Origin of the sequence: Hymenobacter sp. ISL-91, assembly GCF_018613725.1 — a bacterium.
GTDB lineage: Bacteria > Bacteroidota > Bacteroidia > Cytophagales > Hymenobacteraceae > Hymenobacter.
The window spans coordinates 99904-119306 of sequence record NZ_JAGGPS010000038.1 but is presented as its reverse complement, the minus strand read 5'-3'; the positions used below and the strand labels follow the sequence as shown (position 1 = coordinate 119306).

General features: G+C 60.7%; 18 protein-coding genes. 6 read left to right on the top strand and 12 right to left on the bottom strand.

All coding sequences use genetic code 11. The features are described 5' to 3' along the window. Positions 1-138: 138 nt before the first annotated feature. The 3 genes from J7E24_RS15095 to J7E24_RS15085 all read right to left on the bottom strand — a co-directional run bounded on the left by J7E24_RS15095 (position 139) and on the right by J7E24_RS15085 (position 2008). Positions 139-867 (bottom strand): hypothetical protein, encoded by a 729-nt coding sequence (locus tag J7E24_RS15095; RefSeq protein WP_215138954.1) that lies wholly within the window; start codon positions 865-867, stop codon positions 139-141. 92 nt (positions 868-959) lie between these two features. Continuing rightward, on the bottom strand, positions 960-1601 hold the full coding sequence (locus tag J7E24_RS15090; RefSeq protein WP_215138953.1) for an FKBP-type peptidyl-prolyl cis-trans isomerase: 642 nt from the start codon (positions 1599-1601) through the stop codon (positions 960-962). A gap of 269 nt (positions 1602-1870) precedes the next feature. After that, positions 1871-2008 (bottom strand): hypothetical protein, encoded by a 138-nt coding sequence (locus J7E24_RS15085; protein WP_176898550.1) that lies wholly within the window; start codon positions 2006-2008, stop codon positions 1871-1873. 284 nt (positions 2009-2292) lie between these two features. Here J7E24_RS15085 and J7E24_RS15080 point away from each other — a divergent pair, with 284 nt between their 5' ends. Next, the gene (locus J7E24_RS15080; RefSeq protein ID WP_215138952.1) at positions 2293-2823 is read left to right on the top strand and encodes a hypothetical protein; all 531 of its coding nucleotides are present in this window, start codon (positions 2293-2295) and stop codon (positions 2821-2823) included. A gap of 97 nt (positions 2824-2920) precedes the next feature. Here J7E24_RS15080 and J7E24_RS15075 read toward each other — a convergent pair whose 3' ends face one another. The 4 genes from J7E24_RS15075 to J7E24_RS15060 all read right to left on the bottom strand — a co-directional run bounded on the left by J7E24_RS15075 (position 2921) and on the right by J7E24_RS15060 (position 8059). Then, positions 2921-4036, bottom strand: coding sequence for an OmpA family protein (locus J7E24_RS15075; RefSeq protein WP_215138951.1), 1116 nt, complete (start codon positions 4034-4036; stop codon positions 2921-2923). Positions 4037-4219: 183 nt separating this feature from the next. Continuing rightward, complete coding sequence (locus tag J7E24_RS15070; RefSeq protein WP_215138950.1) at positions 4220-5173, bottom strand: hypothetical protein; 954 nt, start codon at positions 5171-5173, stop codon at positions 4220-4222. A gap of 328 nt (positions 5174-5501) precedes the next feature. Continuing rightward, on the bottom strand, positions 5502-7340 hold the full coding sequence (locus J7E24_RS15065) for a peptidoglycan D,D-transpeptidase FtsI family protein (RefSeq protein WP_215138949.1): 1839 nt from the start codon (positions 7338-7340) through the stop codon (positions 5502-5504). Positions 7341-7498: 158 nt separating this feature from the next. Further along, the gene (locus J7E24_RS15060) at positions 7499-8059 is read right to left on the bottom strand and encodes a hypothetical protein (protein WP_215138948.1); all 561 of its coding nucleotides are present in this window, start codon (positions 8057-8059) and stop codon (positions 7499-7501) included. A gap of 339 nt (positions 8060-8398) precedes the next feature. Here J7E24_RS15060 and J7E24_RS15055 point away from each other — a divergent pair, with 339 nt between their 5' ends. The 4 genes from J7E24_RS15055 (at position 8399) to J7E24_RS15040 (ending at position 10011) form a co-directional block, all read left to right on the top strand. Further along, positions 8399-8701: a nucleotidyltransferase family protein gene (locus tag J7E24_RS15055; protein ID WP_215138947.1), complete on the top strand. Its 303-nt coding sequence runs from the start codon at positions 8399-8401 to the stop codon at positions 8699-8701. Continuing rightward, positions 8691-9032: a DUF86 domain-containing protein gene (locus tag J7E24_RS15050; protein ID WP_215138946.1), complete on the top strand. Its 342-nt coding sequence runs from the start codon at positions 8691-8693 to the stop codon at positions 9030-9032. The genes J7E24_RS15055 and J7E24_RS15050 overlap by 11 nt, the downstream gene beginning before the upstream one ends. A 287-nt stretch (positions 9033-9319) precedes the next feature. Then, a complete protein-coding gene (locus J7E24_RS17665) occupies positions 9320-9559 on the top strand; it encodes a type II toxin-antitoxin system HigB family toxin (protein WP_317195664.1) in 240 nt (79 codons plus the stop codon). An 8-nt stretch (positions 9560-9567) separates the two neighbouring features. Next, complete coding sequence (locus J7E24_RS15040; RefSeq protein ID WP_215138945.1) at positions 9568-10011, top strand: type II toxin-antitoxin system HigA family antitoxin; 444 nt, start codon at positions 9568-9570, stop codon at positions 10009-10011. 172 nt (positions 10012-10183) lie between these two features. Here J7E24_RS15040 and J7E24_RS15035 read toward each other — a convergent pair whose 3' ends face one another. Next, positions 10184-10573 carry a hypothetical protein gene (locus J7E24_RS15035; RefSeq protein WP_215138944.1) on the bottom strand — a complete coding sequence of 130 codons (390 nt, stop codon included), beginning with the start codon at positions 10571-10573 and terminating at the stop codon, positions 10184-10186. Positions 10574-10713: 140 nt separating this feature from the next. Then, entirely contained in the window at positions 10714-14256 is a 3543-nt protein-coding gene (locus J7E24_RS15030) for a methylmalonyl-CoA mutase family protein (protein ID WP_215138943.1), read from the bottom strand. 149 nt (positions 14257-14405) lie between these two features. On the opposite strand from J7E24_RS15030, the gene J7E24_RS15025 reads away from it, so the two are divergent. Next, positions 14406-15173: a hypothetical protein gene (locus J7E24_RS15025; protein ID WP_215138942.1), complete on the top strand. Its 768-nt coding sequence runs from the start codon at positions 14406-14408 to the stop codon at positions 15171-15173. A 255-nt stretch (positions 15174-15428) separates the two neighbouring features. Here the strand turns inward: J7E24_RS15025 and fdhA are convergent, their stop codons facing one another. The 3 genes from fdhA to J7E24_RS15010 form a co-directional block, all read right to left on the bottom strand. Then, entirely contained in the window at positions 15429-16661 is a 1233-nt protein-coding gene (gene fdhA / locus J7E24_RS15020) for a formaldehyde dehydrogenase, glutathione-independent (RefSeq protein ID WP_215138941.1), read from the bottom strand. Between the two features lie 151 nt (positions 16662-16812). Then, positions 16813-17214: a GlcG/HbpS family heme-binding protein gene (locus J7E24_RS15015; protein WP_215138940.1), complete on the bottom strand. Its 402-nt coding sequence runs from the start codon at positions 17212-17214 to the stop codon at positions 16813-16815. 152 nt (positions 17215-17366) lie between these two features. Continuing rightward, positions 17367-19232: a glycoside hydrolase family 15 protein gene (locus J7E24_RS15010; protein ID WP_215138939.1), complete on the bottom strand. Its 1866-nt coding sequence runs from the start codon at positions 19230-19232 to the stop codon at positions 17367-17369. Positions 19233-19403 lie beyond the last annotated feature (171 nt).

Here is a 19403-nt window from a genome sequence, read left to right as displayed (position 1 = left end):
GGAAACGGCTGGAAAGAGGCGAAAAAGCGGTAAGCGGGGCCGAAGGTAACAGACGGCCCGTAATCGGTGGCGCACGGGCTGCAGTGCGTAAGTGCAGTGCGTAGCCAAACCGAACCCGTAAGTGCGGTGGCCGGCGGCTCAGACCGGGGCGTGCGTGTCGGGCCCGGCCCCTTCGGTGGGGCTGGCTACGGGCGCCACGAGGGCGGTTTGCTGCAGCCAGTAGCCGGCCGCAGTGGCCGTTTCGTGGTGGCGCTGCCCGATGCGGCGGTTGGCCTCTGTCGCCAGCGTCTGCCAGCTGTGGGCCGGGCCGGTTAGGGCAAAGTAGCGGGTCTGCCGGCCCGGCCGATGCACCCGCCAGCGGTTGGTGCCGCGCAGGCCCCAGGCCAGGAGCGCCAGACCCAGCCCGATACCCAGCGCCGCCGGCACTGTTTTCAGCCAAAACTGCAGGTAGGCTGCCAAGAAGCCCAGGAAAGTAAACGCACCCAGCAACACGCCCAGCAGCCAGCGAACCGGCTGCACATCCACTCCCTCCAGTTCGCGCCAGCTAAACTGTTCCTTGTTCAACTCCAGTCCGTCATTGGTCAGCACCAACCGGCCATCTTCGCTTCGCAGGGTAGTAAAGAGCTCGGGCGTTGGTGGCGGAGGCAGCAGCGGCTCGAACGTTTCGATGGGCTGCTCCGGCGAGGGCTCCGGTGGCGAGGGCTGGGGTAGCGCTGCTGCCACTGGCTCCGCTGGGGGCGGAGTGGGGAGCGGCGTAGCGGCCGGCTCCGGCCGAGGGGTACCACCAACAAAAGCCCCGCTGCTACCCGTGCTGGTTCGTACCCAATAGGGCGGAACGTGGCGTAGGGGGGGCAGCGGGGCTTGCATGGTGTGGGTAGGTTTAAGTAACGAAGCAACCGAATGAGGCGGTAAAGGTGAGGACATTCCGCTTACCGGCGCCACTTCGCTTCGTTTCCTGGCTACTTGTTCACCTTTACCAGCTCCACATCGAAGATGAGCGTAGTATCAGGGCCGATGTCGCGGCCGGCACCGCGCTTGCCGTAAGCAAGGTCGGAGGGGATGTACAGGCGCCACTTCGAGCCCTCGGGCATCAGCTGCAGGGCTTCTGTCCAGCCGGCAATTACCTGGTTTACGCCAAACGTGGCAGGCTGGCCGCGCTGGTACGAGCTGTCGAACACGGTGCCGTTGAGCAGCGTGCCGTGGTAGTGGGTAGTAACCGACGAGCCGGGACCGGGCTTGGGGCCGCTGCCCTCCGTAATTACCTCGTATTGCAGGCCGCTGGGCAGGGTGGTTACCCCGGCTTTGTTGGCGTTTTCCTGCAGGAAGGCTTCGCCTTCGGCTTTGTTGTTACCCATATTGCTCGCGTTTTGGTTGTCGTCGTCGTTGTCGTCTTCCATGCCACCGCCGAGCTGCTCCTGCAGCTGTTGCATGGCGTTCTGCATCTGCTCGGGCGTGAGGCGGCTGGGCTCGTTGGTAAGCGCCTCCTTCATCGACTGGGCAAAAATATCAATGTCCAGGTCGAGACCCTGCTGGGCGAAGTTGTTGGCCATGTCTCGGCCGATGATGTAGCTGATTTGCTCTTTCAAGCCATTCAATTCCATAATAACACTGATTAAGGCTGATTTCGCGCTGCTGCTGCGGCCGGTTTTGGCCGGCAGTCGGGGTTGAAAACCAACTGGTGAGAAACAAGGTGCGCAGCCCCGCACGGGCCGGCGCTACTGTGAAGTACCGAAAACCGCCGCAGATGGATGTTGTTTTTTCGGGTACTGCCGCTAAGAGGCTGACTATGAAGCCCGGTTTCTGAGGCCCCTAAACGCGCGAGCCCCGCCGGAAGGGCGGGGCTCGCGGCAATAGAATAGACGGCGGAGGCTTAGCAGAAGTGCAGCTCTTCCTCGTCGCGCAGGTCGAAATGGAGGCTCAGGTCGCGCAGTTGCGCGGCCAGGAAACGGTAGGAGCCGAAGCTGCCCAGCAGCAGCAGCGACGAAAAGGTGGCGGTGCTCTTTTTCATGGTACTCGGGGTAAATGGTGTAGCAGTCAGCTAATTAAATGCAAAGATACAACGCAGAATCCGGCAAAGTGTTATGCAAGCCGAACAAATTTGTGAAAGAAGCCCGCCTTTGCAAAGGATGTTTTAAGTGACAACCAGAAAACGTTTGTGTATTATCCGAAGAAAAAATGGCTGGCAAGTTAAAAGAGTAGTTATTTCTTATAGGCATATATAGTGCCGCTATAGTATATATTTCGTTGGAGTTGTCTACTTTCACGCATCCTTTTAATTATAACATTTCCCGGATGAAGTACCTGTTTACTGTTCTCTTCCTCGCCGGTGTGCACCTGGCGCAGGCGCAGGCCGGCTTGCTTGGCGGTGCGCGGCTTGCAACGCAGGTAGTCACTATGGCTGCCCGCAACGGCAAGGCTAAAGCCAAAGTAAAAACCAAAGCCGCCGCCGAGGAAACCCCGTCCTCGGCTCCGGTAGTCATCCCGACGCCGGCTTCTAACAGCGCCTTCACCTATCAGGGCCAGCAGGTGGCGCGCCAGCGCACCGCGCCGGGCACGCTCTCCGGTAAGGGCTCCGCCGAAATTATGGCCCTCGAAGCGGTGCTGGAGCAAACCCACCAGGCCCTGCTGACTGATTCGGCGCAGTCGTTTCTGCCCGCCGCGCAGCTGGACGCCATTCGCACGGCCGCCCGCGAGGCCGCCGTGGCCCGGCCCTCCTGGGATTACTCGGCCTATCATCACGAGGTAGCTTTCTACCAGCGCGAAGAGGCCCGCCGCACGGCCCCGGCGCCGGTGGCTAAGCCCAAGCCCCGGGCCCGCAAGTAGCCCGCGCACTGCCGCCCTACGGTTTTACACATGCCCGCTTCTGCCAGCCAGGAGCGGGCGTTTCGTTGGCGGGTGCGCCTGGTTGCCGTTCCGCTCCTTACTCCACGGCCCGCACCTCTACCCGGCGGTTGCGCTCGTCGGGAGCAGGGTACAGGGGGCGGGTGTCGCCATAGCCGATGGCGCTGATGCGGCCGGCTGCAACGCCGGCCCGAATCAGGTGCTTCTGGACGGCGGCGGCCCGCTGCTCCGAGAGCTGCTGGTTTTTGCCCGGCTCGCCAATGCGGTCGGTGTGGCCGGCCACTTCAATGCGCAACTCGGGGTTGGTGCGCAGCGTGGCGGCCAGCTGGTTGAGCGCCGGGAAGGCCTCGGGCAGCAGCCGGGCCGTACCCAACTGGAATAGCACGGTAGGCAGCACGGTAGGCGTAACCGCCAGCGTCGGACTGCCCGGCTGCGGCCGCACGGAGTCGGGCAGCTGGCTGGCCAGTGATGGTTGGCGGAGCGGCACGGGCAGCGGCGCCAATAACTCGGGAGGCGCGGGGCGGGTTGCTACGGGTGAAGCGCTGCCGCTAACGCGGATGGTGATGGGTACGCGGGTGCTCTGGGTGGTAGGGTAGTAGCCCTGGGCCAGGTAGAAGGTCGTGGTCTGGCGCAGGCGGGTGCGGAAGCTGTTGCCGCTGGCCAGCGGCTGTCGGGCGTCGGCATCGGCGTACCAGAGTACGTTACGGCCCGATACGCGCAGGGTGGTTTCGGTGTCGGCAGGCACTGTTTCGGCCGATTTCAGCTTAACGCGGTAGAAGGTGAAGTTGCCGATGTCGCAGTCGCCGACGGGCTGGTAGGCGGCGCGGCCGGTGAGCTTCTCCTCGGCGGCATCATAGGTGAGCACTACGCTGCCGAAACACCAGTAGCTGAACAGCGACTGGCCGGTTTCCTGCAGCTTGTGGCCGTGCTCCAGCCGCAGCCCGCCGGCCGTGCGCTGGCCCCGTACCTGAAACGTCACACTCACCTCGTCGCCGGACCCAACCTGCTGGTAGAGTATACCCAGCACGCTGCCCGATTTGCTCTGTTGCAGCCGTAATTCGGCGGGCCAGTATTCGCCCCGCTCGCCAGGGTCAATTTCCACGCCCTGCCAGCTGCCCGTGAGCGACTGGGCCCGGGCAGCGGGCGCGGTGGTGAGCAGCAGTAGCAGCAACAGAAGCAGTTTGCAATTCATCATTCAGCCAGCAAAACAGTTGCCGCTAAGACGATAGTACGCCGCTAAAAGGTTGCGTTTAGAAGCCTTGAACCCCGTCAAGCTATGAGGAAAGCCGGGTTAATGGGGTAGGGGCGCCCTGGATGCGCCACGGCCCGCGCCTGAGCAGGCGCGGGCCGTGGCAGAAGGACCGAAGGATGCGCGAAGCTAGTCGTCGGTGCTAGGTTTGGCCGGCGAGCCGGGGCCGCCACCCAGCATGATGGCCAACGACTTCATGCCGATTTGCAGCTCGTCTTTGGCATAATCCAGCAGAGGTGTGCTGGTGTTAATTTTCAGGTCTTGGGCAGAAACGGGCTTTAGCTGCACCCCGGTAAACTCGTAGAGCAGCTTCTGCCGGCGCTCCTTGTCAAAATAAACGAGCAGCCTAGTGATGCCATGTTGCTGCTGGACGTATACCGGGTGCGCAAAATTCAGCATCTGCGGAATCTGGGCAGAGGTCCAGACTTCTAGCGCTACCGGCTTCTGGCTCATGCTGCCCGCCTCGTCGGGCACCGGGGTGCCCGCGCCCGGCTTCAAGGTATAGGTGGTTTTCTGGCTCGGATAGCCGGCCACCAGGGTGGTTTCGGGGCTTGTTTTCAGGGTGTAATCCTTTTCGGCTACCACAATGCTTTGCCAGCGCGTTTTCATGGTGGCGGCATTATAGGTGTACGCCACCCGCTCGGGGCTGGTCTGGGAGGCCAGCAGCAGGATACCGGCGTTTTTGGCGCTGTCGAAGTAGTTTTCCAGGTGGTACGACAGCCCGTCGGTGCTTACCCGGGCTTCCTGGCCCCGGCAGTAAATGGTGCCTTTGCGCGGCAGCATCATGGCGCCCATAGCCAGGGCCGGGCTCAGCCGGGCCGCCTCGGCCTGAAACTGCTGCTGCTCAGCCGGCGTCATGCGGAGGGCAAGCTGCTGCATCTGGCCCTGCACATTGCCCTTGGCGGGGTCGATCTGGCTGAGCAGCTTATCGTAGGGGTTGCCCGGCAGCGATACCCGGGTGGTGATGATGCCCTGGGTGAAGTTGGGGGGCAGGGCCGGTGTGGGGGCCGGAGAAGAACCCGCCGCCAGTAGCAGGGCGGCAAACGGAAACACGCAGAGCGCAACGGAACGACTGATACGCATGGCCAGCTGAACGAAATGGGATATAAATTCCCGGCAATCTATATAGATATAGAAGCTGTTTAGGAAGTCTGAGAATTCAAGATTGGACGTCATGCTGAGCTTGTCGAAGCATCTCTACCGCTTCGTCAGGTTCGTTCAATGAAGCGGGAGAGATGCTTCGACAAGCTCAGCATGACCGCCTGACGACTTCCTAAACAGCTTCATAGTTTAATTAATAGCCTTAAAGCACTTGCCCGGGAACACCTGCGGAAAAAACGTTAGGGGCGGGTGGTATGTCGGAGCCATTAGGCATTTGGGCAGAATGCGGCAAAAACACCGTCCACACGCGCTAATACCCGTTGCGGGCGCGGTGCTTCACGCGGGCTTCCCAGCGTTTGCGCTTGGGAGCAATATAGCCGCGCAAATGCTTCTCCATCACCATAACGGCGCAGGGCGCGGCGGCAGTGGCCCCGAAACCGGCGTTTTCGAGGTACACCGCCACTACTATTTTGGGGTTGTCGGCAGGAGCGAAACCAACGAAGGCGGCGTGGTCGTTGTCGTCGTCGCCCCCGTTTTCGACAGTGCCGGTTTTGCCGGCTACTGCAATGCCCACATCGGCGAGGCTGGAGGTTTCGGCTGTGCCGCCGCGTTGCATTGCGCCGAGCATGCCGGGCAGCAGGGCCGCGAAATGGGCGCTGTCGATGAGGGTATAGCGCTTTTGGGTGAAGCGGGGCAGGGGCCCGTTGTCGCCGATGCCGCGCACGAGGTGAGGTGGGTAGTACCAGCCGCGGTTGGCAATGATAGCCGTCATGTTGGCCATCTGCAGGCCCGTCATGTTGATTTCGCCCTGGCCCACGCTCAGCGAGTAGATGGAGCGGTAGGTCCAGTTGCGGGTCTTCCGGGCTTTATCGTAGTAGGCGGGGGTGGGCAGGAAGCCGGGAGCTTCGCGGGGGATATCGACGCCCAGCACCGAGTCGAGGCCGAACGAGCGCACGTAGCGCCGCCACTCGGCCAGGTTGGCATGGCGGGCGGCTACGGTATCGGCCACCAGGCTGTCGGGCACGCGCTGCATGAGGTTGCGCATCACCTGGTAGAAGTAGGGGTTGCAGCTGTACTTGAGGCCCACCGTGAGGCTGCCGGGCACCGGGTGGTGGTGCACGCACTTAATCAGCGTCTGGTCGCACTTGAAGCCGGTAGTGGGCGTAATAGCGCCCAGCTGCAACGCTACGGCCGCATTCACCAGCTTGAACACCGAGCCGGGCGGGTTGGCCAACATGGCCGGGCGGTTCAGCAACGGCTTGTTCTCATCATAGAGCATCTCCGAGCGCACCTTGGCTTGGTCGGGGGCCGTGAGCGTGGCCGGGTCGTACACCGGGCCTGATACGTAGGCCAGGATTTCGCCGGTTTTCGGGTCGAGGGCCACCAGGTAGCCCTTGCGGTTGCCCATGAGCTGCTCAGCGTAGGCCTGCAGCTTCGTATCAATAGTCAGGTGCAAATCCTGGCCCTGACGGAAGGTGGTATCGGTGGCCCAGCTGCCGCGGACGTTGCCCACCGAGTCGATGAGCGGGTGCAGGTAACCCACGCGGCCCGTCAGCAGGCCATTGTAGTAGCCCTCGACGCCGCCGTTGCGCAGCTTATAGAAGCGGCCGCGCTTGGTGCGTTGGGCCTGCCTGAAAAACGCCTGGGCCTCGGTGGCCGGGTAGCCCAGCACGGCCGCGCCGGCATTGGCCGTGTAGCGACGGCCCACCTGGGTGGTAAGCACCAGCGTGGGCCACTGCTTGCGGGCTTTGCGCACCCGCGCGGCTTCGGCCGCCGTCAGGCGCAGGTTCACGGGGTAGCCGGCGGGGGCGTTGTCGTAGGGGAGGGCGTTGGCGATGCGCTGCCTGATCGTAGTTGGCCCCCAGCCCAGCAGCTTGGCCAGCGCGGTGGTATCGAGCGGGGGCTTGCGCGGCAGTTTCAGCAGGTGCAGCGTGCCGGTAGCCACCAGTACCGAGTCGTTGCGGTCGAGCAGCCGGCCACGAACGAGCGAGTCGGCCCCCACTATCACGCGGCGCTGGGTAAAGGTTTCGCTGGGCTCCTGCACCTCCTGCGCGGCCACCTCGGCCGAAGGGGAGGAGCAGGCCGCCTGCCCAATCAGCAGCAGCAGCAGGAGCAACCCCATCTTCGACTTGTACAAAACCTTGCCCATGTGCCAAAGCTAGCCAATTGCCCGATGTACTGCCTGGCACTTTCGATGAACCGGTTTATTTGCCGGCCCAGCCGCCGCCGGAGCCGGCGTTGTAACACAACCTCCAGCGGGATGCTGCCTGGCCCCGTGCCGGTGGGCCAGCCGACTAAGCCAGCCGACTAAGCCAGCCGACGGGCTGGCGTGGGGCCAGTGGCGCTGGCGCGTTGGAAAAGCAAGGCTGCGCCCACCCACAGTAGCACAAATATGGCATTTGCCCCCAGTACGCCCAAAACACCCCAGTCCAACGCGGGCCGCCAGATGAGCAGGGCCAGCAGCGGCACCAGAAACTGGGCCAGGGCGGCGGCCAGCATCGTGCGGGCCAGCCCACGCGCCCGCAAACGGCTCACGGCGGCCCCCACCAAGGCTACCAGCAGCACCCCGCCATACAACAGGTTGGCCGGGTTGTTTTCGCTGCCGATAATGCCCACGGCCCCGTTCACCCATACCAGCAGCAGCGCGGCCGCCAGCGCCATGCCTACGCCCACGCGGTACGCGGTGCTGCCACCCCGGCCGGCCACCAGCTCAAAGGCCAGCCCGGTGCCAAACAGCAGGACGCCGGCAAAAGCAAAGTCAAACAAATCCCACTGCACTTCCCGGGTGAAGCGCATGGCTACGAAAGGTATCAGCAGAAGGCCCGCGGTAATCAGGGCCGGGCGAAGAAGGCGTTGGGTAAGTGGCATGGTAATACTAAGTTAAGGGTTGAGCAGGCCGGGTAATCGACTGCGTTGCAAAGGATGTAAAAGAACTTTGTAATTCAAAGTAAATGAACAAAATTGTTACCATGCCCTCAACCGTAATGTTCTCTTAATCAACTGCACAAAGCCCTGCAACGCGTCCGAAGCGGCCCGTAACGGCCGCGGCGGGCCGGGGAGGAGGGGCGAAAACAGGTGTGCCGCTTGGAGCTGTCGGAGTGGTGCGATGGAGGGAGACCAAAATCAGAGTAGTTAGCACAGCTCCGTAGATGACAAAACGCCGCCAAAAAGGTGGAATTGGCCCCAAAGTCTTATCTAACCCGCACTATGCAACTATTCAAGCTGAACCAGAATGCCCTCGAACAGCTATGCCGGCAGCACCGGGTACGACAGCTGTTTGGGTTTGGTTCGGCCCTGACTCCGGCCTTTGGCCCCGACAGCGACGTGGATTTGGTGGCGGAGTTTGAGCCGATGCCGCTGGAGCAGTACGCCGACAATTATTTCCGCTTCAAGTTTGCGCTGGAGGAGTTATTTGGCCGGCCGGTAGACTTGCTGGAAGCCCAGGCCGTGCGCAACCCCTACTTCCGCCAGCAGCTGGAAGCCACCCGGCAACTCCTGTATGCAGCCTGAGATTCGCGCCTGCCTGCACGATGTGCTGCAAGCCATAGAGGAAACGGAAAGCTTCTTTGCCGGGCAGCCGCTGGACTTCATGTTTTACCAGCGCGACGTACGCACCCGCCGCACCACTGAGCGCAACCTCGAAATAATGGGCGAAGCAGTGGGCCGCATCCTGAAGCTGGCCCCGACTTTTCAACTCTCCAACGCCCGCCAGATTATAGCCACCCGCAACCGCATCATCCACGGCTACGACACGGTTTCCGATGAGATGACGTGGAGCATCGTAGTGCGCCACCTGCCGCAACTGAAACAGGAGGTACTGGCGCTGTTGGCCGAGGCATAGCCCCCCAGCCGCCCCACCGCACGCCCCGGCCCCATCCGAAGCGGCCCGTAACGGCCGCGGCGGGCCGGGGGTAGTAACGGTGGAAACAGGTGCGCCGCCCAGAGTCATACCTATTCGGAAGTGTAGCGCTACATAAAAAGTTACGCTACAAGTTCGCATATTGCGAACTTGTAGCGTAACTCCAACGTCCTCCTATGAAAGTTCATCTCATCAAGCGGCAAACCGTGGAAGACTTTGCGGCCCGCCACGCCCGGAGTCGCGCCGCTTTTGCGCTGTAGTTAACGGCCGTGAAGTACGCTGATTGGAACACGCCCGCTGATATGCAGCAGACCTTCGGTGCGGCTGACTTATTGGGCAATGGCAGCAACCGCGTGGTGTTCGACATCGGGGGTAACAACTACCGGCTGATTGGCCGCTACGTCTTTGGCCAGCGGCAGGTGCACCTGTTCGTTTGCTGGCTGGGTACGCATGCTGAATACGATAAAATCTGCGCTAAAAACCAGCAATACACCGTTAACCTCTACTAGCCCAACCTATGAAAACGCTCAAATACACCGTCATTAAAACCGAGCCGCAGTACCAAGACTATTGCCGCCAGTTGGAAGCGTTAGTAACCGAAGGAACTGCCTCTACGGCCACGCAGGAGGAAATCGACCTGCTCACGTTGCTCATCGAAACCTGGGACCAGGCCCACGCCACGCTGCCCGAAGCCGACCCCATCGAGCTGCTACGCTCCCTGATGGCAAGCCGCCACCTGCTGGCCAAGGATATGGTGACCGTGCTGGGCCTGAGCAAAGGCGCGGTTTCAGATATCCTTAACCGGCGGCGGGGCCTCTCGAAAGAGGTTATCCGTCGCCTCGCCAGCTACTTCCAGGTCTCACAGGAAGCATTTAACCGGCCTTACGAACTGGTGGTGGCAGCCTCGCCTTTGCCCCGCAATGCACGGGTGATTCATCAGGGAGCTAAGGCCGCAGCTTAGGGGCCCTCAACGACCCACCGCCCCGCGCCCCGGTCCCGAACGAAGCATGTTGAAGCTTATGAATAGCGGGCTGATTATAGGTAGAGGCGGAGAGCATACTCATAATATCTTGCCCTCCAAAGCTTGGAAAACTAAGATATAGGATTGTAGGCTGATCCTTAACAATTCAACTCTATGTTTGAGTAAACAGAATATAATAGAAATAAACTATATACACTAGAAAAACTAACGGCAAAGCCGATAAAACTATTTGCGTTTTAGTTGATTGATTCTCTTTTTCGTGAAAAGATCTAAGATGATTCCATATCACGAAACCACTAATAGTAAGAGGTAGTGTATAAATTATCAGAGCCTCAAAGTCAAAAATCTTTATGCTTTCAATGCCCGCAGTAATTGGCCAAGAACACATTAATGCAGTGGTAATAAAAGAAGTAATTTTTCCAGGTTTAGGAAGAACCAGAAATAACCAGCTACTTAGCCCGATATGCAACATGCTTCCTACGAAACTGATAGTTGGGATCCATGTAATACCGGCTGCCACTGATGACATAGCAGCAAACATGAAATAGATTAACAATCCTGAAAGTAGTGTTAATGTATAAGAAATGTATGTTCGTATCATATATAAAAAACGGCAGAATAGAAATGGGTGCTACCTAAGCAAGGTAGCACCCATTTCTATTCTGCCAAATTAGCTTCAGCCTACATATTCCGGCGATACTGCCCGCCGACCTCGAACAGTGCATTCGTAATCTGACCCAGCGAGCAGAACTTCACCGTATCCATCAACTCAGCGAACAGGTTCTCGTTGGCTACTGCGGCCTGTTGCAGCTGCTTCAGGCGCGCAGGGGCTTCGGCGGCGTGGCGGGTCTGCAGGGCCTGGAGCATTGTAATCTGGTACTGCTTTTCCTCCTCGGTGGCGCGGATAACCTCGGCGGGCACCACCGTGGGCGAGCCTTTGGAGGAGAGGAAGGTGTTGACGCCGATGATGGGGTACTCGCCCGTGTGCTTGAGCATCTCGTAGTGCATGCTCTCCTCCTGAATCTTGCCGCGCTGGTACATGGTTTCCATGGCCCCGAGCACGCCGCCGCGCTCCGTGATGCGGTCGAATTCGAGCAGCACGGCCTCTTCCACCAAGTCGGTCAGCTCCTCGATGATGAACGAGCCTTGCAGCGGGTTCTCGTTCTTGGCCAGGCCCAGCTCGCGGTTGATGATGAGCTGGATGGCCATGGCCCGGCGCACCGACTCCTCGGTGGGCGTGGTAATGGCTTCGTCGTAGGCGTTGGTGTGCAGGGAGTTGCAGTTGTCGTAGATGGCGTACAGGGCCTGCAGGGTGGTTCGGATGTCGTTGAAGTCGATTTCCTGGGCGTGCAGGCTCCGGCCGCTGGTCTGGATGTGGTACTTGAGCATCTGCGAGCGGGCGTTGGCGCCGTACTTGAGCTTCATGGCCTTGGCCCAGATGCGGCGCGCCACGCGCCCAATCACGGCGTACTCGGGGTCGATGCCGTTGGAGAAGAAGAACGAGAGGTTGGGGGCGAAGTCGTTCACATCCATGCCCCGGCTCACATAATATTCCACGAACGTGAAGCCGTTGGAGAGCGTGAGGGCCAGCTGGGTGATGGGGTTGGCGCCGGCCTCGGCAATGTGGTAGCCCGAAATCGACACCGAGTAGAAGTTGCGAACCTTCTCGTTGATGAAGTACTGCTGCACGTCGCCCATCAGGCGCAGGGCAAATTCAGTCGAGAAAATGCAGGTGTTCTGGGCCTGGTCTTCCTTGAGAATATCGGCCTGCACCGTGCCGCGCACCTGCGTGAGGGTGCGGGCTTTGATGCCGGCGTACACGTCGGCGGGCAGCACCTGGTCGCCGGTTACGCCGAGCAGCATGAGGCCCAGGCCGTCGTTGCCCTCGGGCAGCGGGCCCTGGTAGTGGGGGCGGGGCTGGCCATACGCTGCATAGATGGCGTCGATTTTCTGGCTTACCTCGTCTTCCAGCCCCTGCTCCTTAATATAGAGCTCGCACTGCTGGTCAACGGCGGCGTTCATGAAGAAGGCGGCGATGGTAGCGGCCGGCCCGTTGATGGTCATGGACACCGAGGTGCTCGGGTTGGCCAGGTTGAAGCCCGAGTAGAGCTTCTTGGCATCATCCAGGCAGGCAATGCTCACGCCGGCGTTGCCGATTTTGCCGTAGATGTCGGGCCGGTGGTCGGGGTCTTCGCCGTAAAGCGTCACCGAGTCGAAGGCCGTGCTCAGGCGCTTGGCGGGCAGGCCCATGCTCACGTAGTGGAAGCGACGGTTGGTGCGCTCGGGGCCGCCTTCGCCGGCAAACATGCGGGTGGGGTCTTCGCCCTCGCGCTTGAAGGGGAACACGCCGGCCGTATAGGGGAACTCGCCGGGCACGTTCTCCTGGAGCTGCCAGCGGAGCAAATCGCCCCAGGCGGTGTAGCGCGGCAGGGAAACCTTGGGCACCTGGGTGCCCGATAGGCTTTTAGTGTGCGTCTGGATGCGGATTTCCTTGTCGCGCACCTTGAACACGAACTCGGGGGCCTGGTAGGCGGCTACCGTTTGCGGCCAGGTCTCCAGGAGTTTCCAGTTCTGCCCGTCCAGCCGAAGCTTGACCTCCTCGAAGGTGCTCTCCAGGCCGGCCACGAGTGCTCCGGGCTCGACTCCGGCACCTGCTGGGCCGCCGCTGTTACCAGCTCCTCCGGCACTGTTTCCAATTCGGTCGTTGCCGAGGCTTTCAACGGCTCCGACGGCTTGTCGGATTCCATAGAGCTGCTGCGCTGTGGCAGACTGTTTTTGAACCCACTGGTCATACTGGCGGTTGGTTTCGGCTATTTCGGAAAGATACCGCGTGCGGTGCGGCGGAATAATGTAAATCTTCTCGGAATCCTGCACCGAGGTTTCGAGCTTGGAGGCGAAGGCATGGCCGGTGCGCTCCTCCATGGTAGCCAGCACGGCGCGGTAGAGCCGGTTCATGCCCGGGTCGTTGAACTGCGAGGCAATGGTGCCGAACACCGGCATCGTGTCGGTCTGCTTGTCCCAGAGGCCGTGGTTGCGCTGGTACTGCTTGCGCACGTCGCGCAGGGCATCCAGCGCGCCGCGCTTGTCGAACTTGTTGAGGGCAATAACGTCGGCGAAATCGAGCATGTCGATTTTCTCCAGCTGGGTGGCCGCGCCGTACTCGGGCGTCATCACGTAGAGGCTGGCGTCGGAGTGCTCGATGATTTCGGTGTCGGACTGGCCGATGCCGGAGGTTTCGAGGATGATGAGGTCGAACTCGGCGGCCCGCACCACGTCCACGGCGTCCTGCACGTACTTGCTCAGGGCCAGGTTGCTCTGGCGCGTGGCCAGGCTGCGCATGTACACTCGGGGGCTGTTGATGGCATTCATCCGGATTCGGTCGCCGAGCAGCGCCCCGCCCGTCTTGCGCTTGCTGGGGTCGACGGAAATAATGGCAATGGTCTTGTCCGGAAAGTCCAGCAGAAACCGCCGCACCAGCTCATCCACGAGGCTCGACTTGCCCGCCCCGCCCGTGCCGGTGATGCCGAGGATGGGCGTTTGGGTAGTTGTTGGTTGTTGGTTGTCGGTTGTTTGTTTGGTTGTCAGTTGTTCGTTGTCAGTTGTCAGGTCGTTCTGTTGGGGTTTTTCTCCGCCAACTGACAACTGACAACTATCAACTAACAACTGACCGCGTACGCGCTCAAATTCTTCGGGGAAGTTTTCGGCGGCGGAGATGAGGCGGCCGATGTCGCGGGCGTTTTTGTCTTTGAGGTGAGCGGCCTCGCCGTTGAGGTTCTGGCCGGTCGGGAAGTCGGACTGTTCGAGCAGGTCATTAATCATGCCCTGCAGGCCCATGGCGCGGCCGTCGTCGGGCGAGTAGATGCGGGTGACGCCGTGGTTCATCAGGTCCTCGATTTCGGAGGGCAGAATCACGCCGCCGCCGCCGCCGAAGAGCTTGATGTGGCCCGCGCCGCGCTCTGCCAGCAAATCGTGCATGTACTTGAAGTACTCGTTGTGGCCGCCCTGGTAGGAGGTAATGGCAATGGCCTGGGCATCCTCCTGAATGGCGCAATCCACGATTTCCTGCACCGAGCGGTTGTGGCCCAGGTGAATGACTTCGGCGCCGCTGCTCTGAATGATGCGGCGCATGATGTTGATGGCGGCATCGTGCCCATCGAACAGGGCGGCCGCCGTTACAATGCGGACGTGGTTTTTAGGTTTATAAGGCGCTACGGGAGCTTGCATATCGAAGGGCGGTTGGGTGGGTTTTGGTAGGGCTAAGGTACGAAACAGGCGGCGAGGGCGCGTTTGCTACCCCAGAATACCATGCAGGTATCTGCTAAGTGGCAGCACCGCTATCGGGTTTCACTAACTTTACGCAAAGCTGAATCAGGATGCTGAAAAACCTGCCGCGTGCATTGATGAGCCTGTTGCTGCTGGGTGCGGCGGCGTGGCTGCACGGGTTTTTCATGCCCGCCTTTATCGAAGGAAAGAGCATCAACAACCTGTACGAAATTATGTACACAGCTGATCCGGCCGATGAAGTCAAGAATACCCAGTCAGACGGCGCTATCGACTACCGCAAAACTTATTACGCTGCGGAAAAGGCCTGGCGTACCAATCGTAACGACTGGCTCGACACCGGCTCCGGCGTAGCCATCAGCAGCCTCACAGTTTTGCTGTTTCTGCGGGCCAACCGAGTGCAGTCCTGGAAGGAGTTACGGCGAACGAAAACTGTGAGTAAAACTCGCTTTTTCGTTTGGCTGAATGTCGGGTGGGCCCTGTTGTTTGTCGCCCTTTATTGGTACTACTATTATCGGGGCTTCCGCGGCGACTTTCCTCCCTTCGCCGATTCTATCGGCATTCCGTTAATGTATGGGCAGGCGGCGTTGCTTATGGGCTGGCTCGTCAGCAACGCCTTGTTTCTACTGGCCCTGTGGCCCGCGCAATTACCGGCCCTGTTGTTCGAGCAGCCCAGGCACTATGCCCGGCTGACAGTGCTGGTGGAGGCAGTGGTATTTCTACCGCTGATGTTCGCCAGCCTGTATGCCGTTTTTTCTGTACTGGACGGCGACCACCTGACGATTCCCGTTGCGCTGCTATTCGTGTATCTGCTGCTCGTTCTGCGGGCGGGCTACATGCGGGCAATAAATAAACGATAACAAGGGTTACAGCTGCCCTGGCCGCTGAGGATGCTGCTGAGGTGTAATGAGAGTCAGCACTTGCGCACTTGAAATGTTGCGCGAAGCTCCGATTTCGCGTCTCGCAGCACGCTTACAAGTGTTCCATTGTCAGCAACGATACGCTAGTCTGGAGCTTCACGCTACAGAATAGGGGCTCCTTTTTGGGAGTTCTTACGACATGAAAAATGCCCCGACGAATCTGCCGGGGCATTCCTATTATAAACTGAACTGACTTTACGCCTCAACTGGCTCCTTCTTTTTAGCCTTGGGCTTCACATCCGGAATCAGGTTGTGCGGGTTGATGACGAACTTCTTGGCCACGCCGCTGTCGAATTCCTCGTAGCCGCGGGGCGCATCGTCGAGGCTGATGACTTCCACGTTCACGGCCTTGGCAATCTGCACCTTGTCGTAGAGAATAGCCTGCATGAGCTGGCGGTTGTAGCTCATCACGGGCGTCTGGCCGGTATGGAACGAGTGGCTTTTGGCCCAACCCAGCCCGAACCGGATGGAGAGGCTGCCTTTCTGCGCCGCCTTGTCCTCGGCGCCCGGGTCTTCGGTTACGTAGAGGCCGGGAATGCCGATGGAGCCGCCGGCGCGGGTGATTTCCATAAGCGAGTTTAGCACGGCCGCTGGCACTTCCTTCTTCGAGTCGGTGCCGTGTCCGCTGGCCTCGAAGCCCACGCAGTCAACGGCGCAGTCAATTTCCGGCACGCCCAGAATCTGGGTAATCTGTTCGGTCAGGGTAGCGTCGAGCGTCAGGTCCACGGTTTCGCAGCCGAACGAGCTGGCGTGCGCCAGGCGGGCCTTGTTCATGTCGCCCACAATTACCACGGCCGCGCCCAGCAGCTGGGCCGAAGCCGCGGCGGCCAGCCCCACCGGCCCGGCGCCGGCAATGTATACGGTGGTGCCGGGGCCCACGCCGGCCTTCACCGCCCCATGGAAACCGGTCGGGAAAATGTCGCTCAGCATGGTCAGGTCGCGGATTTTCTCCATTGCCTGTTCTTTGTTCGGAAACCGGAGCAGGTTGAAATCGGCGTAAGGCACCATTACATATTCGGCCTGCCCACCAATCCAGCCGCCCATGTCCACGTAGCCATAGGCACCACCGGCGCGGCCCTCGTTTACGCTCAGGCAGATGCCGGTTTTCATTTCTTTGCAGGTGCGGCAGCGGCCACAGGCCACATTAAACGGCACCGATACCAGGTCGCCCTTCTTGAGGAACTCCACATCAGTGCCTGCCTCAATCACCTCGCCGGTTATTTCGTGGCCCAGTATCAGGCCGGCCGGTGCCGTGGTGCGCCCCCGAACCATGTGCTGGTCTGAGCCGCAGATGTTGGTTGATACGACCTTGAGAATCACGCCGTGCGTGATTTTCTTGCCTTTCGGGTTTTTCAGTTCCGGAAAATCGATATCCTGAACGGCTACTTTGCCGGGTTCCAGGTACACTACGCCTCTGTTGTTAGCCATACGAGTGGGTTTTGGGAGTGGTAGATATGATCCTAAACGCCAAACGGCAGCCTTCACCATATCAAGGAAGACTGCCGTTTGGGGTTTCAATACAAGGCTGGTTGGCGCCATAAGGTTTGCGGCGGCACCGAAGCGGGCCGGCCGCAACCGGCTACTGCAGCGCCTTCATGCCGGCTTCGGCCACCGTGTGGTCGTTCTCTACCGAGTCGCCCGACACGCCGATTGCCCCCACAATTTCGTCGCCCTGCCTGATTGGGAGGCCGCCGGGGAAGGTGATGAGGCCGCCGTTGGAATGCTCGATGCCGAACAGGGAACCGCCGGGCTGCGAGAGGCCGCCGATGTTCCCGGTGGGCATATCGAAGAAGCGGGCCGTTTTAGCCTTCTTGATGGAAATGTCGAGCGAGCCGAGCCAGGCACCGTCCATGCGGGCAAAGGCCACGAGGTTGGCCCCGGCATCCACCACGGCAATGTTCATTTTTACGCCCATTTCCTGCGACTTCTGGCGGGCAGCTTCAATAATCTGCTGGGCTTGTTGGAGGTTGATAGAGCTCATGAGAACGGGTTTGGTGAATGAGGTTGTACGCAGGTATAAGTCGGAAGGCGGAAATAGGTTAGATACGATTTGTTTGACGCAAGCGAAATGCCCCGCCGCGGCAGACCGGGCCAGCCGCGGGGCCGGTCGGGTCTGCGGAGCCGTTGCGGCGGCTACACGAACGCATGGCCTCGGTTGGGGCCCTTGCCGTGGCGGGCGTCCAGGTCGCGGTCGAGCTGGAAAGCGGCGCTGATGAGGGCCAGGTGTGTGAAGGCCTGCGGGTAGTTGCCGATCTGGGCACCCTGGGGGCTAATCTGCTCCGAGTACAGGCCCAGCGGACTGGCAAAACCCAACACCTTCTCAAACAGCAGCCGGGCCTTGTCCAGCTCGCCGGCCCGCGACAGGTTTTCAATGTACCAGAACGAGCACATGGTAAAGGTGCCTTCCTGGCCCGTAAGCCCGTCGGTAGCGCCGCCCTCGGCGTGGTAGCGGAAGACGAGCGAGTCGACCACCAGTTCATGCTCGATGGCTCGCATGGTGGCCTGCCAGCGCGGCTCGGCCGGACTGAACATCCGGATCAGGGGCAGGAGCAGGGCAATAGCATCGAGCACCTCACCGCCTTTGTACTGCACGAAGGCCTGCTTCTCCTCGCTCCAGAAGTTGTGGTATACTTCCTCGTAAATCTCATTGCGCACCCGGTGCCAATCGGCCAGCGGGGCCGGGAAGGAGCGGTCTTCGGCAATGCGGATGGCACGGTCGAGGGCGACCCAGCACATCATCTTGGCCGACAGAAAATGGCGCTCCTCATCGCGCACTTCCCAGATGCCGTGGTCGGGCCGGTGCCAGTTGGCGGCCACGAAATCGGTAATCCGGCATATCTGCTGCCAGAGCGCGTAGGTAATGGCCCCGCCGTACTTATTATAGAGGTAGACGGTGTCGAGCAGCTCCCCGTAGATGTCGAGTTGAAACTGCTTGGCTGCGCCGTTGCCAATGCGCACAGGGCGCGAGTCGCGGTAGCCGCTCAGGTGCTTCAGCTCCTGCTCGGGCAACTCGGGCGAGCCATCGATGCGGTACATGAGCTGCAGGTCGGCGGCATCGGCCAACTGCTCGCACCGGTCCATAATCCAGCGCAAAAATGCTTTCGATTCGGTCGTGAAGCCCAGCCGTAGAAAGGCGTACATGGTAAAGGCGGCGTCGCGTACCCAGGTAAAGCGGTAGTCCCAGTTGCGGGTGCCGCCCACGGCTTCGGGCAGCCCAAACGTGGCCGCTGCTACCGTCGAGCCAAACTCCAGCGACGTAAGCAGCTTGAGCGTAATGGCCGAGCGCATCACCATTTCGCGCCAGCGCCCGGTGTAGGTGCTGCTTTCCACCCACTCGCGCCAAAAACTCAGCGTGTCGGCAAAAGCGGCCTCGGTGTAGTGTTCCAGGTCGCGGGCAATGAAGCCGGGGTCGTCGACGGGGGTAGCCTCAATCACAAAGCTGGCCGTTTCGCCGGCGTGCAGGGTCCAGCTGCCCACCGCGTCGCCGTCAGAAGTAGCTTCGAGCGGGTGGCTGCTCAGGAGCCGAAACTGCAGAGCCGCGTCGGTGGACTCCAACTCCTTGAACAGCAAACTGCCGTCGTGCTGGGCTACTACGTGGTGGGGGGCGCGGGCGTATTCGAAGCGCGGGGCGCACCGCAGCTGAAAGGTGAGGCTGCCCTTGATGACGCGCAGGCTGCGCACTACGGCGCAGTTCTGCTCGTGGCGCTTCACGGGCATGAAATCGGTAAGCTCCGCAATGCCGCCCTCCAGCAGAAACCTAGTGAGCAGTACCCCCGTGTTGGGCAAATACAGCTGCTTGGTCCGCACTTCGCCTTCGGCGCCGGCGGGCTCAATCGACCAGGCGCCGCCTTTTTCCGCATCGAGCAGGGCCGCAAAAATGGTGGGCGAATCGAAACGGGTAAAAGGCAGGTAATCCAGCGAGCCGGCTTTCGAAACCAGCGCCACGGTGTGCAGGTTGCCAATCAGGCCGTAATTTTCGAGGGGAGTAGGGTGGGGCATAGCGGAGAACAGAACAGCGGGAAACGGTGCAGGACGAACACGGCCGCCGTTGCTGGTCTAACGAAGAAGCGGCCGCAATTGCCGGGTTTGCCCGCCCAATTCTGCGGGTCAGGCCCTGGTCCCGCGCTACGGCCGTAGCATATCCGCGCCCCGTTGCGTACCTTTGAAGCT